Source organism: Thiohalobacter sp. IOR34 (genome assembly GCF_030406045.1).
Lineage (GTDB): Bacteria > Pseudomonadota > Gammaproteobacteria > Thiohalobacterales > Thiohalobacteraceae.
Map to the genome: position 1 here is coordinate 1,396,692 of NZ_CP128988.1, position 13,435 is coordinate 1,410,126.

The window sequence follows — 13,435 nt, forward strand, 5'->3', positions numbered from 1 at the left end:
GATGAAGCTCCTGGAACGCCTGCGCAGTCCACTGATCGCCTTCGTCCACGATCTGCTGATGGTGCCGCTCGCCTGGTTCGGTGCCTATTGGCTGCGCTTCAACCTGGGCAGTATTCCCCAGGAACAGCTGGTCCCGGCCTGGACCTGGCTGCCGGCCGTGCTGCTCATCCAGGGACTGACCTTCGTCTATCTCGGTCTCTACCGCGGCCACTGGCGCTTCGCTTCCCTGCCTGACCTGCTGCGCATCCTCAAGGCGGCCGGCATCGGCACCCTCGGCATCCTGGTGCTGCTGGTACTGGCCACCCGGCTGCAGGACATCCCGCGCTCGGTGTTTCCCCTCTACGCGGTGTTGCTCACCGCCATGCTGGCCGGGCCGCGGCTGTTCTACCGCTGGCTGAAGGACCGCAAGCTCTATCTGGGGCAGGGCCGGCGGGTGCTGATCGCCGGTGCCGGACGGGCCGGTGAGATGCTGGTCCGCGACCTGCTGCGCGATCCCGAGCGCAGCCTGGAGCCGGTCGGCTTCGTCGATGACGACCCCAAGAAACGGGGCATCGACATCCACGGCATCCGCGTGCTGGGGGCGAGCAAACGCCTGCCGGCGCTGGTCGAAACCCATGAGATCGACCTGGTCCTGCTGGCCATGCCCTCGGCCCGCTCGCCGCAGATCCGCAAGGTGGTCGAGTATTGCGAAGCCGCCGGCGTGCCCTTCCGCATGCTGCCGCGGATGGCGGATCTGGTGGCGGGGCGGGTCAGCGTCGAGGCGATGCGCGAGGTGTCGATCGAGGATCTGCTGGGGCGTGATCCGGTGGAACTGGACCAGCGCGCCATCCATGCGGGGCTGTCCGGGCGGCGGGTGCTGATCAGCGGTGGCGGCGGCTCCATCGGTTCGGAGCTGTGTCGCCAGGTCGCGCGGCTGGGTCCCCGCCAGCTGATCGTCTTCGAAAAGAGCGAATTCAACCTCTACCAGATCGAGATGGAGCTGCGGCGCCGCTTCCCGCAGCTGGAGATCATTGCCCGGCTCGGCGACGTCGCCGATGCCGCGGCGGTGGACAAGCTGTTCAGTGACCACCAGCCCCAGGTGGTGCTGCATGCCGCGGCCTACAAGCATGTGCCAATGCTGGAGAACCAGGCCCGGGAGGCGGTCATGAACAACGTCTGCGGTACCCGCACCCTGGCCCTCGCTGCGGACCGCCACGGCAGCGAGATCTTCGTCCTGGTCTCGACCGACAAGGCGGTCAATCCGGCCAATGTCATGGGGGCCAGCAAGCGCATGGCGGAGATCTTCTGCCAGAACTTCGCCAGGCGCTCGCGGACGCGCTTCATCACCGTGCGTTTCGGCAATGTGCTGGGCTCGGCCGGCAGCGTGGTGCCGTTGTTCAAGCAGCAGATCGAGAACGGTGGTCCGGTGACCGTCACCGACCCGGAGATGATCCGCTATTTCATGACCATCCCCGAGGCCTGCCAGTTGATCCTCCAGGCCGGGGTGATGGGGCAGGGGGGCGAGATCTATGTGCTGGACATGGGCGAACCGGTGAAGATCACCTATCTGGCGGAACAGATGATCCGCCTTGCCGGCCGTGAGCCGGGCAAGGACATCGAGATCGTCTTTACCGGCCTGCGCCCCGGGGAGAAGCTCTACGAGGAGCTGTTCCACGAGCAGGAGGCACTGCAGCCCACCGGCCACGCCAAGATCCGCCTGGCGCGGCACCGCAGTCTCGACTGGGAGGCCCTGAACAGCCGCTTCGAGGCCCTGGAAGCGGCCTGCAGGCGCTTCGACGAGGCGGCGGTGCGCGAGGGTATCGAGCAACTGGTGCCGGAACTGCATTCAGAAAATTCGCCGGCGCCCGATAACGTGGTATCGCTGAACCAGAGGGAAAATGCATGAAAATCAAAGTCAGAAAAGCCGTTTTTCCCGTGGCGGGGATGGGAACCCGCTTCCTCCCGGCGACCAAGGCCAATCCCAAGGAGATGTTGCCCATCGTCGACAAGCCACTGATCCAGTATGCGGCCGAAGAAGCGATCAGCGCCGGCATCGAGGAACTGGTGTTCGTCACCAGCAGCAGCAAGCGGGCCATCGAGGACCATTTCGACAAGAACTACGAGTTGGAGGCGGAACTGCAGCGGCGCGGCAAGGCGAAGCTGCTGGAGATCGTGCAGAACGTGGTGCCCCCGGGCGTGTCCTGCGTCTATGTGCGCCAGCCCGAGGCCCTGGGCCTGGGCCATGCCGTGCTCTGCGCAAAGCCGGTGATCGGCGACGAACCCTTTGCGGTGATCCTCGCCGACGACCTGATCGACGGCCATGGCTGTAGCTGCCTGACGCAGATGGTAGCGGCCTTCGAGTACAACCGCTGCAGCCTGCTCGGGGTGGAGGAGGTGCCACCGGAGGAGACCGACAAGTACGGTGTGGTCAAGTCCGACCCCGTCAGCAGCAATCTTCACCGGATCAGCGGCATCGTCGAGAAACCGAGCCCGGCCGAGGCGCCGTCCAACCTGGCGGTGGTCGGCCGCTACATCCTCACGCCGCGCATCTTCCATCACCTGGAGAACACCGAGCGCGGCGCGGGAGGCGAGATCCAGCTGACCGACGCCATTGCCGCGCTGCTGCAGGAGGAACAGGTCATGGCCTATCAGTTCGAGGGTACCCGCTACGACTGCGGCAGCAAGCTCGGCTACCTGATGGCCACCATCGAGTATGGCCTGCAGCACGAGGAGCTGGCCGAGGCCTTCGGCAGCTATCTGAATCAGCGCTTCTGCAAGACCTCGCGCGAGGCCAGCGAGAGCTGAGGCGCCTGTCGCGGGGTCGTTTCGGCCTAGCGCAGATATTGCACCAAGGATTCGATTCTCAGGGCGGAGCTGGCAAAGCAGCTTGGCCGATCGTCCGCGAAAGCATAGCCGTAGCTATGGTTCAAGGGCGATCGGCCAGGATGCGCAGCCAGATGCGTCCTGAGATCGAATAGGCGCAAAGTGTATCCCGCCGTGAGGAGCCATTTGCGAGCCTCCCGGCCTTGTATGTCAGCCTGCACTCCGATCATGCGGGCCGTCTTGGTGCAATATCCGGGCTAGGGCAAAAGAAAGGAAAAAGGCCGGCAGGCTTCGACGCCTGCCGGCCTTTCGTTTGGCTCCCCGGGACGGGCTCGAACCGCCGACCTAGTGATTAACAGTCACCCGCTCTACCGACTGAGCTACCGGGGAATGAACTGAGGGCGCACATCATACTCAAGCCCCCAGGGAGGGTCAATCGCGGATTTGTGGCATGTGGCGGACAGTGCCCGCCATCCAGATCCATCTCGATCGCGGCCTGGAGGCCGCTCCTACACCAACCCTTGCCGCCATGCCCGTGGGCGCGGTTTCCAGGCCGCGATGACCGCGCCGCCATGCCCCGTAGGAGCGGTCTCCAAGCCGCGACGACCCGTGCCGCCATGCCCCGTAGGAGCGGTCTCCAGGCCGCGATGACCGCGCCGCCATGCCCCGTAGGAGCGGTCTCCAGGCCGCGACGACCCGTGCCGCCATGCCTCGTAGGAGCGGTCTCCAGGCCGCGACGATCCGTGCCGCCATGCCCCGTGGGCGCGGTCTCCAGGCCGCGATGACCCGTGCCGCCATGCCCCGTGGGCGCGGTCTCCAGGCCGCGATGACCCGTGCCGCCATGCCCCGTGGGCGCGGTCTCCAGGCCGCGATGACCCGTGCCGCCATGCCTCGTAGGAGCGGTCTCCAGGCCGCGATGAGCGTCATCGCCTCTACGCGTCCGCCAGGAAGCCCCGAAGGCGTCCAACCGCCTCCTGCAGCACCTCCAGGGAGGTGGCGAAGGACAGCCGCATGTGCCCCGGGGCACCGAAGGCGGAGCCGGGTACCAGGGCGACGTTGGCCTCCTCGATCAGCTTCTCGGCCAGGTCCAGATCGGTCTCCACGCCGGGCAGGCGTTCGATCACCGCCCCCATGTCCGGGAAGCAGTAGAAGGTGCCGTCACCCGGCAGGCAGCTCACCCCGGGCAGGGCATCGAGCGCGGCCACCAGGTAGTCATGGCGTTCGCGGAAAGCCCGCCCCATCTCGGCGATGCACGACTGATCACCGCTCAGCGCTGCGGTGGCAGCGGCCTGGGAGATGGAGGCCGGGTTGGAAGTGCTCTGCGACTGGATCTTCTTCATCGCCTGGATCAGTTCGAGCGGCCCGCCGGCATAGCCGATCCGCCAGCCGGTCATGGCGTAGGCCTTGGATACACCGTTCAGCACGATGGTGCGCTCCGCCAGGTCCGGGCAGGCGTTGAGGATGTTGCAGAAGGGCTCGTTCGACCAGCGGATGTGCTCGTACATGTCGTCGCTGGCGATCAGGACCTGCGGGTGGTCGCGCAGCACAGCCCCCAGCGCTTCCAGCTCGGCACGGCTGTAGGCCATGCCGGTGGGGTTGGAGGGGCTGTTGATGACGAACAGCCGGGTCCTTTCGGTGATCGCGGCGGCCAGCTGCTCCGGGGTGATCTTGAAGCGCTGCGCCATGTCGGCGGAGACGATCACCGGTACGCCGTCCGCCAGCAGCACCATATCCGGGTAGGACACCCAGTAGGGTGCCGGGATGATCACCTCGTCGCCCGGATCGAGCAGCGCCTGGGCCAGGTTGAAGAAGCTCTGCTTGCCGCCGCAGGAGACGAGGATCTGCCCCGGCTCGAAGTCGAAGCCGTTCTCCCGCTGGAACTTGTCGATGATGGCCTGTTTCAGCGCCGCGGTGCCATCCACCGGCGTATACTTGGTCTCGCCGCGCTGTATGGCCTCGATGGCCGCCTGCTTGATGTGCTCAGGGGTGTCGAAGTCCGGTTCCCCGGCCCCGAGGCCGATGATGTCGCGGCCGGCGGCGCGCAGCTCGGCGGCGCGCGCGGTCACCGCCAGGGTGGGGGAGGGCTTGACGCGGCCGACGCGCGCGGAAAGCGTGATCTTGTCCAAGGGTATAATCCTGATGTTTAGTAGGGCTGATCGGGCAGACAGTGTGCATTATTAACCCGGCCGCCCAATTTGTCGTGTTCAGCCGCCGTGTGCCCGCCTGCGGCAAGGCATCGAAACGCCGCCGTAGTTTCTCTACGGCAAGTTTCGATAACACAGTCCGTAGGTGCGCTCACGGCGGCCGAACCGGTTGACAAGATATAATGACCGGGGCTGCAGGCAGGTCCGGCGTTGTGGCCCTTGTCAAGGGATCGCCCTTGCCGGCGGGCCACGTCTTGTCCCTGAACATGCCCGAAGCCCTGAACACGACAAATTGGGCGGCCGGGTTAATAATACTGTAACTGCATCCTGACGGGCATCCCCAGTGACACGAAAATTCGCAATTTCCGCAGACATGGCCCCCGCTGGCGACCAGCCGGGGGCGATCGAGGCCCTGGTCGAGGGGCTGGAGAGCGGTCTCGCTGCCCAGACCCTGCTCGGCGTCACCGGCTCCGGCAAGACCTTCACCATCGCCAACGTCATCCAGCGGCTGCAGCGTCCGACCCTGGTGCTGGCCCACAACAAGACCCTTGCAGCCCAGCTCTACGGCGAGTTCAAGGCCTTCTTCCCCGACAACGCCGTCGAATACTTCGTCTCCTACTACGACTATTACCAGCCCGAGGCCTATGTGCCGTCCTCCGATACCTACATCGAGAAGGACGCCTCGATCAACGAGCACATCGAGCAGATGCGCCTCTCGGCCACCAAGGCCCTGCTGGAGCGGGAGGACAGCATCATCGTCGCCACGGTCTCGGCGATCTATGGTCTGGGCGACCCGCGCGCCTACCTGAGCATGGTCATGCACCTGGACCGGGGGGATCAGGTCGACCAGCGGCAGATCCTGCGCCGCCTGGCCGAGCTGCAGTACACCCGCAACGACGTCGAGCTGCACCGCGCCACCTACCGGGTGCGCGGCGAGGTGATCGACATCTTCCCGGCCGAGTCGGAGCGCGAGGCGGTGCGGCTGGAGCTGTTCGACGACGAGCTGGAATCCATTGCCTGGTTCGACCCGCTGACCGGCGAGATCCTGCGCCGGGTGCCGCGGGTGACCATCTACCCCAAGAGCCACTACGTCACCCCGCGCCAGACCCTGCTCGACGCCGTGGAGGCGATCAAGGCTGAACTCCAGGAACGCCTGCAACAGCTGCGCGAGGCCGACAAGCTGGTCGAGGCCCAGCGGCTGGAGCAGCGCACCCGTTACGACATCGAGATGATGGTGGAGCTCGGCTACTGCAACGGTATCGAGAACTACTCGCGCTACCTCTCCGGCCGCGGCCCGGGGGAGCCGCCGCCGACCCTGATGGACTACCTGCCGGACGATGCCCTGCTGGTGATCGACGAATCCCACGTCACCGTTCCCCAGATCGGCGCCATGTACAAGGGTGACCGCTCGCGCAAGGAGACTCTGGTCGAATACGGCTTCCGCCTGCCCTCGGCGCTCGACAACCGGCCGTTGCGCTTCGACGAATTCGAGCGTCTGGCGCCACAGACCCTCTTCGTCTCGGCCACCCCGGGTCCCTATGAGGCCGCGCACGCCGGTCAGGTGGTGGAACAGGTGGTGCGGCCCACCGGCCTGGTCGATCCGGAGATCGAGGTGCGGCCGGTGGCCAGCCAGGTGGACGACGTGCTGTCGGAGATCAACCAGCGCGCGGCGGCTGGCGAGCGGGTGCTGGTGACCACCCTGACCAAGCGCATGGCCGAGGATCTGACCGAGTACCTGGCCGAGCACGGCGTGCGCGTGCGCTATCTGCACTCCGACATCGACACCGTGGAGCGGGTGGAGATCATCCGCGATCTGCGCCTCGGCGAGTTCGACGTGCTGGTGGGGATCAACCTGCTGCGCGAGGGGCTGGACATGCCCGAGGTGTCGCTGGTGGCCATCCTAGATGCCGACAAGGAAGGTTTCCTGCGTTCCGACCGGGCGCTGATCCAGACCATCGGCCGGGCCGCCCGCAATGTCCACGGCAAGGCCATCCTCTATGCCGACGAGATCACCGGCTCCATGCGCCGCGCCATCGACGAGACCGAGCGTCGCCGGGCGAAGCAGTTGGCCTTCAACGCGGCCCACGGCATCACCCCCCAGAGCATTCGCAAGGACGTGGCCGACATCATGGAGGGGGCCACCCCGGGCGCCCCCGGCCGCGCCCAGCGGCGGAGCCGGGTGGCGGAAGCGGCGGCCGACTACGCCACACTGGATGATCCCCAGCAGCTGGCCCGGGAGATCGCCCGGCTGGAGCAGGCGATGTACGAGCACGCCCGCAACCTGGAGTTCGAGGCGGCCGCCCGGCTGCGCGACCGCATCACGGAACTCCGCGAGCAGGGCCTCGGTCTGCCGCCGCAGCGCGCCGCGGGCTGAGCTGGCGCCGGTCAGCGGCCTTCTCCGCCCGCTGCTTTTGGCCCCGCTCTTGGCTATCATGCACGGAAGCCGTCCCCTCCGGGGTAAGCAATGCCGCGATGCTGACCACAGGGCGTGGGCCGGTTCCAATAACAACGAGTGGCAGACCCTGTAAATGAAAGGCATCATCCTCGCCGGTGGTTCCGGCACCCGGTTGTACCCCCTGACCCGGGCGGTCAGCAAGCAGCTGATGCCGGTGTACGACAAGCCGATGATCTACTATCCCCTGTCGACGCTGATGCTGGCGGGGATACGGGATATCCTCATCATCTCCACGCCGGAGGATCTGCCCCTGTTCCAGCGCCTGCTGGGCGATGGCTCGCAGTTCGGCCTGAACCTGGCCTATGCCGAGCAGCCGAGGCCGGAGGGGCTGGCGCAGGCCTTTCTCATCGGCGAGGCGTTCATCGGCGATTCGAACTGCTGCCTGATCCTGGGCGACAACATCTTCCACGGCCACGGACTCGGCACCAACCTGGCCAGCGCGGCGGCCCGCCGGCAGGGCGCGAGCGTGTTCGCCTACCGGGTCCAGGATCCGGAACGTTACGGGGTGGTCGAGTTTGGCGAAGAGGGGCGCGCCGTGTCGATCGAGGAAAAGCCGGCGCACCCCCGTTCCCACTATGCGGTGACGGGGCTCTATTTCTACGACAACCAGGTGGTGGAGATGGCCAGGGCGCTCAAGCCCTCCCCCCGCGGCGAGCTGGAGATCACGGACATCAACAACCGCTATCTCGAACAGGGCCAGTTGCACGTGGAGCGGCTCGGCCGGGGTACCGCCTGGCTGGATACCGGCACCCACGAATCCCTGCTGCAGGCGGCGACCTTCATCGAGACCGTCGAGCAGCGCCAGGGCCTGAAGATCGCCTGCGTGGAGGAAATCGCCTACCGCATGGGTTACATTGGCGCCGCCGAGCTGGAGGCCCTGGCCCGCCCCCTGAACAAGAGCAATTACGGGCGCTACCTGATGGACGTGCTGGCGGAAGACGGATACCAGCCATGAAGATCACGCCCACCGCCATTCCCGAGGTGCTGGTGATCGAGCCGGACGTGCACGGCGACGCGCGCGGCTTTTTTCTGGAAACCTGGCACGCCAGAAAATACGCGGCCCAGGGCTTGGACGCGGCCTTCGTGCAGGACAACCACTCCCGTTCCCGGCGCGGCGTGCTGCGCGGTCTGCATTATCAGCTCAATCAGCCGCAGGGCAAGCTGGTGCGGGTGGTGTCCGGCAGCGTGTTCGACGTGGCGGTGGATATCCGCAAGGGCTCGCCGACCTTCGGCCAATGGGTGGGCATCGAACTCTCCGGCGACAACCACAGGCAGTTCTACGTGCCGCCCGGCTTCGCCCACGGCTTCTGCGTGCTCAGCGAGTCGGCCGACTTTCTCTACAAATGCACCGACTATTACGCCCCGGAGGACGAGCACGGCATCCTCTGGAACGACCCGGCCATCGGCATCGACTGGCCGGCCCGCGATTTCCTGATCTCGGAGAAAGACGCGAAAAACGGCCTGCTGGGCGAAATGGACGATGTCCTTCCCGTGTATGAGGCCGGGGCATGAAGATTCTGGTCACCGGCGCGGCCGGGCAACTGGGCAGGGAGCTGCTGCTGATGCTGCAGGCAGCGGGCGAAGAGGCCGTCGGCATCGACCGGGCCGAACTCGACCTCTCCCGTCCGGAAAGGGTCGCCGAGGGTATCGCCGCCCAGGGCGCGGACTGGGTGATCCACTGCGCCGCCTATACCCAGGTCGACAAGGCCGAGGAAGAGCGCGAGCTGGCCTTCCGGATCAACCGGGACGCGGCCCGGGCGGTCGCCCAGGGCGTCAGGGCCAGTGGCGGACGGCTGCTGCACGTCTCGACCGATTTCATCTTCGATGGCGCACAGTCCCGCCCTTACCGGGAGGACGACGCCGCCAACCCGCTGGGCGTCTACGGCCAGTCCAAGTGGGAGGGCGAGCAGGCGGTGCGCGAGGTGCTGCCGGAGGCCGTCATCCTGCGCACCGCCTGGGTCTATGGCGCGCACGGGCACAACTTCGTCAAGACCATGCTGCGCCTGGCGGCCGAGCGGGAGGAACTGCGGGTGGTGGACGACCAGGTCGGCACCCCTGCCTGGACCGCCGACATCGCCACGGCCATCCGGGCGCTGATCGGGGCCGGTGCCAGCGGCACCTGGCACTTCACCAACGAGGGCGTCGCCTCCTGGTATGATTTCGCCGAGAGCATCCTGGGCCTCGGCCGCGAGCTGGGCTTCCCGGTCAAGGCCAGGGGCGTGCGGCCGATCCCCACCAGCGACTTCCCCACGCCCGCGAAGCGGCCGCCCTGGTCGGTGCTGAGCAAGCGGAAAATCCGCGGGCTGCTGGACCACGACATCCCCCACTGGCGGCAAAGCCTGGAACGCATGCTGAAAGAGATATTATGAAGACGCTATTGATCACCGGCGGGGCCGGGTTTATCGGTTCCAACTTCGTTCGTTACTGGCTTGAAAACCATCCGGAGGACCGGGTGGTGAATCTCGATGCCCTGACCTACGCCGGCAACCTGGAAAACCTGCGTGGCGTCGACGATTCTCCCAACTACCGTTTCGTCCACGGCGACATCTGCGACGCCAGATTGGTCGAGGGGCTGTTCGAGGAAGAGGGGATCGACACCGTGGTGCATTTCGCCGCCGAATCCCACGTCGACCGTTCGATCAGCGGCCCGGAAGCCTTCATCGAGACCAACGTCCACGGCACCTACACGTTGCTGGAGGCGGCCCGCAAGGCCTGGGCGGGCGACACCGGCTGCCGTTTCCTGCATGTCTCCACCGACGAGGTCTACGGCTCGCTGGGTCCCGATGATCCGGCCTTCACCGAAACCACGCCCTTCGCGCCCAACAGTCCCTATTCCGCCTCCAAGGCGGCCTCGGATCACCTGGTGCGGGCCTGGTTCCACACCTATGGCCTGCCGGTGCTGACCACCAACTGTTCCAACAACTACGGCCCCTACCAGTTCCCGGAAAAGCTCATCCCGCTGGTCATCATCAACGCCTTGGAAGACAGGCCGCTGCCGGTCTATGGCGATGGGCTCAACATCCGCGACTGGCTGCATGTCGCCGACCACTGTCGGGGCATCGACGCCGTCATCCGGAAGGGCCGCCCGGGCGAGACCTACAACATCGGCGGCTGCAACGAGTGGGCGAACATCGACATCGTGAAACGGGTCTGCGAGCGGCTGGACGAACTGCGCCCCGGCGGCAAGCCCAAGGCCGAACTCATCACCTACGTCAAGGACCGCCCCGGCCACGACCGGCGCTATGCCATCGATGCCGGCAAGATCATCGATGAACTCGGCTGGCGGCCCCAGTACAGCTTCGAGACCGGCATCGAGCAGACCATAAACTGGTACCTGGACAACCAGGCGTGGTGGGAACGGGTGCGGGATGGCGAATACCGGAACTACTGTGCACGCCAGTACGACGGGCTGGTGGCGGCGGACTGAGCCACCCTCGGACGTGGCTCAGCCGCCCGTCCGTTCTCCGGTCAGGTAGACGAGTTGCACGGTCCGCCCCTGGCGCAGCACCTCCAGTTCCAGTCTGCCACTGTGAAGCATGCCAAGAAAGCGGGCCTCGTTGAAGCTCCCGTCCAGGGCCACGCCATTGATCCGCTTCAGCAGGTCGCCCGGCCGGAGCCCGATCTCGCTGCGTAGTTCATCCGGCACCTCGTTGGTGTAGTAGCCGACCACCTTGCCGTCCTGCTGGTGGGGGATGATGTCCACGCGGGTCGCGATCTCCGGCAGCCGCGCCAGATCGATGCGATAGGCACCGGCGACGGGCGGTTCGCGGCGCTCCAGCCGGGTGCCGAACTCGATGCGCCGCCGCTCGCCCTGGTCGATGACGATGGCATGATCCGGATAGACGGCGGCGAGCCGCAGCCCGGGCAGGATCTCGCCGCCGGTCCGCTGCCAGTGCTGGGTGCCGCTGCCTGGCGGTTCGAGAATGGCATAGCCGGACTCTCCGTCCATGACCAGGGTGCCACGCAGTACCCAGGTCGATTCCCCGGCCCAGACCGACAGGCCGACACCCAGCCAGAGGAGAAGACCCAGACAAAACCGCCCCCAGAAGGGGGCGGTGGTCGTGTACAGGACACTCATGCCTTGGCTCAGTGCAGGCTGGGCTGCATCATCAGTTTGATCAGTGCCTGCTTCTCGCTCGAACTGATGGCCGTCGAGCCGTCCGTGGTGCCACTGATCAGCGAGGCCAGGGTCGAGAGGCGGCTGAGGAAGTCCAGCCGTGCCTGCTGGCGCTGCGTCGCCGTGGGGGTGGCGCCACTGTCCCAGATGGCATAGCGGCTCATCTCCACGATCTGCACGTCTTCCATCAGCCCCATGAGGGCGGCGAACTCGGCCGGCATGCTGGCCGTGAAGTCGTGCCGTGTCATATCGCTGCCGTTGGTGGGATCGTCGTCACTGTCCAGCCAGCTCATGTTGCTCGGCACCGTGGTGGTGTCACGGGTATAGCTGAAGTCGCCGCCGGCGATCAGCGCATCCGCCACCCAGCTGACGGCCACCGTCTGCGGGATCGGCCAGTTGACGGCGTTGCCGCTGAAGTCGTACTCCTGGCCCAGATCCGAGGGCAGGCTGCTTACCGACACGCCCATCGCCTGGGCGACCTTGCTCTTCATGTCGGTGATCTCGGCGTTGGAGGAGCGGATCGCGGTCTGGAAGTCAGACCAGGCAGAGTCGAAGGCAGCGCTGATGGCGAGCTGGACCTGGGACTCGGTGAGTGTCGGATTGGCGGCCAGGTAGCCTGCAGGGTCCATGAAATACTGGCCGTACTGGGTGTCGATGGCCTGCTGGGCGGTGATGAAGTTCTGTACCCCGGTGTTGAAGCGGGTGATCAGGTCCGTGCTGCCACCCAGGGTGCTGAGCGCCTCGGTGTATTCCTTCTTGATCACTACCGAGCCCACCCGGGTCATGAAGCCGGAGACCGCGGACTGCACGGAACCCTGGAAGCTGCTGGACAGCGAGGCCATCGCCGTATCCAGACCGGTGGCATCGCCGGCCGCCTCGAAGGCCGCCATCAGTAGCTGGGGCTCGATGCCCGCGGCGGCACCGGCGTCGATGAGGATGTCACCCATCAGTCCGCCGGCCTTGGCCAGGTCGTCGTTGTCGCCGTTGTCCACGGCCTGCTTGAAATAGGCAACATAGTCCGACAGGTCCTTGCTGCCCGAGGTGCTGTTGTAGACGATCCGGTCCTGGAAGGTGCTCAGCTCGCTGGCGCTGACGCCGTTGGCGAGCAGGAAGGCCTCCATGCCGTCGCTGCCGCGGATGGCCGTGGCCATCATCTGGCTGAGACCGGGAATGTCGCTGTCGGACAGGCTGTCGGAACGGACGAACACCAGGCCGAAGGCTGCCGCCAGCGGATCGTCGGTATTGTTGTCGGTCATGGAGGTGCGCAGGGCATCGGCCTGAACATCGGAGAGCGAGTTGACACCCACCTGGTTGGTCTCGTCTGCGCCGGGGGCGGGAGCGATGCCCTGACGCACCACGCTGCCGCTGCTGTCCTTGACCTGCAGCAGCACGAAATGGGTCTCATCGGCGGTCGGCAGGTTGCTCAGGCTGAAGGAGATCTTGCCGCTGCTGTCGGCCGTCGCGCTGGTCGAGCTGAGGGTGGTCAGTGAGCCGTCGCTCTCGATCTGCGAGATGACCACGGTATAGGTCTCATCGGCGGTCAGCGCCAGGGCGGCCGGAAGCTGGCCCAGGGTCAGGGCGACGGCCAGGCCGAAGCCGGCGAGACGGTGTTTCATTCCTGTAAACATTTTCATGGCGCTGTACTCCTTTAACTGGCGCTACCGGAAATGCCCCCGGAGGAGCCGGACGAACTGCTGGAACCGCCGCCACCACAGGCGCTGAGACCGGTGGTCAGGGCGAGAGCCACGAGGATTGCGGCCAGGCCGCGTACGAATCTGTTCCCTTTCATGTTGACCTCCTTGGGTCCATCTGTGCGGGGCAGGTAACCAGGCTGGCGGTGCCGCGAAGCTTCCCGCGGCGTCCGCGCCTGCCGACAGGGGATGTAACGGCGTCGGCAAGCGGAACTTGAACGGCCAT

10 protein-coding genes and 1 tRNA gene are annotated in these 13,435 nt (G+C 66.1%); 7 read left to right on the top strand and 4 right to left on the bottom strand.

What is annotated here, in order from left to right; all coding sequences use genetic code 11:
- The first annotated feature begins 1 nt into the window (after window position 1).
- A complete protein-coding gene (locus QVG61_RS06430; protein ID WP_289932565.1) occupies window positions 2-1,885 on the top strand; it encodes a nucleoside-diphosphate sugar epimerase/dehydratase in 1,884 nt (627 codons plus the stop codon).
- Window positions 1,882-2,784, top strand: a complete 903-nt coding sequence (galU, locus tag QVG61_RS06435; protein WP_289932566.1) for a UTP--glucose-1-phosphate uridylyltransferase GalU — start codon at window positions 1,882-1,884, stop codon at window positions 2,782-2,784. Before QVG61_RS06430 ends, galU begins: the two co-directional genes overlap by 4 nt.
- A 332-nt stretch (window positions 2,785-3,116) precedes the next feature.
- Here galU and QVG61_RS06440 read toward each other — a convergent pair.
- A tRNA-Asn gene (locus QVG61_RS06440) sits at window positions 3,117-3,192 on the bottom strand.
- 542 nt (window positions 3,193-3,734) lie between these two features.
- Window positions 3,735-4,928 (bottom strand): pyridoxal phosphate-dependent aminotransferase, encoded by a 1,194-nt coding sequence (locus QVG61_RS06445; protein WP_289932568.1) that lies wholly within the window; start codon window positions 4,926-4,928, stop codon window positions 3,735-3,737.
- Window positions 4,929-5,319: 391 nt separating this feature from the next.
- Here QVG61_RS06445 and uvrB point away from each other — a divergent pair, with 391 nt between their 5' ends.
- From uvrB to rfbB, 5 genes are all read left to right on the top strand, one after another.
- Entirely contained in the window at window positions 5,320-7,320 is a 2,001-nt protein-coding gene (uvrB, locus tag QVG61_RS06450) for an excinuclease ABC subunit UvrB (RefSeq protein WP_289932571.1), read from the top strand.
- Window positions 7,321-7,474: 154 nt separating this feature from the next.
- On the top strand, window positions 7,475-8,356 hold the full coding sequence (rfbA, locus tag QVG61_RS06455) for a glucose-1-phosphate thymidylyltransferase RfbA (RefSeq protein WP_289932573.1): 882 nt from the start codon (window positions 7,475-7,477) through the stop codon (window positions 8,354-8,356).
- The gene (gene rfbC, locus QVG61_RS06460) at window positions 8,353-8,913 is read left to right on the top strand and encodes a dTDP-4-dehydrorhamnose 3,5-epimerase (RefSeq protein WP_289932574.1); all 561 of its coding nucleotides are present in this window, start codon (window positions 8,353-8,355) and stop codon (window positions 8,911-8,913) included. Before rfbA ends, rfbC begins: the two co-directional genes overlap by 4 nt.
- Window positions 8,910-9,770 (top strand): dTDP-4-dehydrorhamnose reductase, encoded by an 861-nt coding sequence (gene rfbD / locus QVG61_RS06465; protein WP_289932575.1) that lies wholly within the window; start codon window positions 8,910-8,912, stop codon window positions 9,768-9,770. Before rfbC ends, rfbD begins: the two co-directional genes overlap by 4 nt.
- The gene (gene rfbB, locus QVG61_RS06470) at window positions 9,767-10,828 is read left to right on the top strand and encodes a dTDP-glucose 4,6-dehydratase (RefSeq protein WP_289932576.1); all 1,062 of its coding nucleotides are present in this window, start codon (window positions 9,767-9,769) and stop codon (window positions 10,826-10,828) included. The genes rfbD and rfbB overlap by 4 nt, the downstream gene beginning before the upstream one ends.
- An 18-nt stretch (window positions 10,829-10,846) precedes the next feature.
- Here the strand turns inward: rfbB and QVG61_RS06475 are convergent, their stop codons facing one another.
- Together QVG61_RS06475 and QVG61_RS06480 are read right to left on the bottom strand one after the other, a co-directional pair.
- Window positions 10,847-11,479, bottom strand: coding sequence for a hypothetical protein (locus QVG61_RS06475; protein ID WP_289932577.1), 633 nt, complete (start codon window positions 11,477-11,479; stop codon window positions 10,847-10,849).
- A gap of 8 nt (window positions 11,480-11,487) precedes the next feature.
- Window positions 11,488-13,152 carry a hypothetical protein gene (locus tag QVG61_RS06480; protein ID WP_289932578.1) on the bottom strand — a complete coding sequence of 555 codons (1,665 nt, stop codon included), beginning with the start codon at window positions 13,150-13,152 and terminating at the stop codon, window positions 11,488-11,490.
- Between the last annotated feature and the right edge of the window lie 283 nt (window positions 13,153-13,435).